General features: G+C 53.2%; 1 protein-coding gene. It reads left to right on the top strand.

Annotated elements, in window-relative coordinates; genetic code table 11:
• A partial coding sequence (locus tag GTA51_RS20445) for a transposase (protein ID WP_160964316.1) occupies positions 1-422 on the top strand: 422 nt, incomplete at its 5' end.
• Between the last annotated feature and the right edge of the window lie 25 nt (positions 423-447).

Genomic DNA, 447 nt, shown 5'->3' on the forward strand with positions numbered 1-447 from the left:
TGCTCAAAGGCCGCGAGACGGCTAAGACTCAGACTCAAGCTGAAGCATTGCAGGAGCTTGAGAGCGAAGCATTTGCCACAGGCATCGCTTATCGTGTCAAAGAGCAGCTACGATGGATTCGACGAGCGGAAACAAGCCAAGCGGCCAAATGGAGATCTACAAACTTTCTGAACTATGCCAGTGAGTTGATTGCTGGCGAGCCTCTGCTCAAACCAGTCGCCAAGGCTTTGAAGACATACAAGAAGCACCTTGACCGCATCCTCTTCCGTTGGTGCTCCTGGCACACCAACGCTCGCCTCGAAGGCCTAAACGGTCTCTTCCAGGCCGCTCGCGCCAGGGCCAGAGGCTACCGAAACGTCACGAACTTCATCACCATGATCTACCTGATCGCAGCCCAAATTGCCGACTTCCTTGCTCAATGAATTCCATTTGAAACGTCGAAGAACC

This window comes from Solidesulfovibrio aerotolerans (assembly GCF_009856865.1).
In the GTDB taxonomy this organism is placed as follows: domain Bacteria; phylum Desulfobacterota; class Desulfovibrionia; order Desulfovibrionales; family Desulfovibrionaceae; genus Solidesulfovibrio; species Solidesulfovibrio aerotolerans.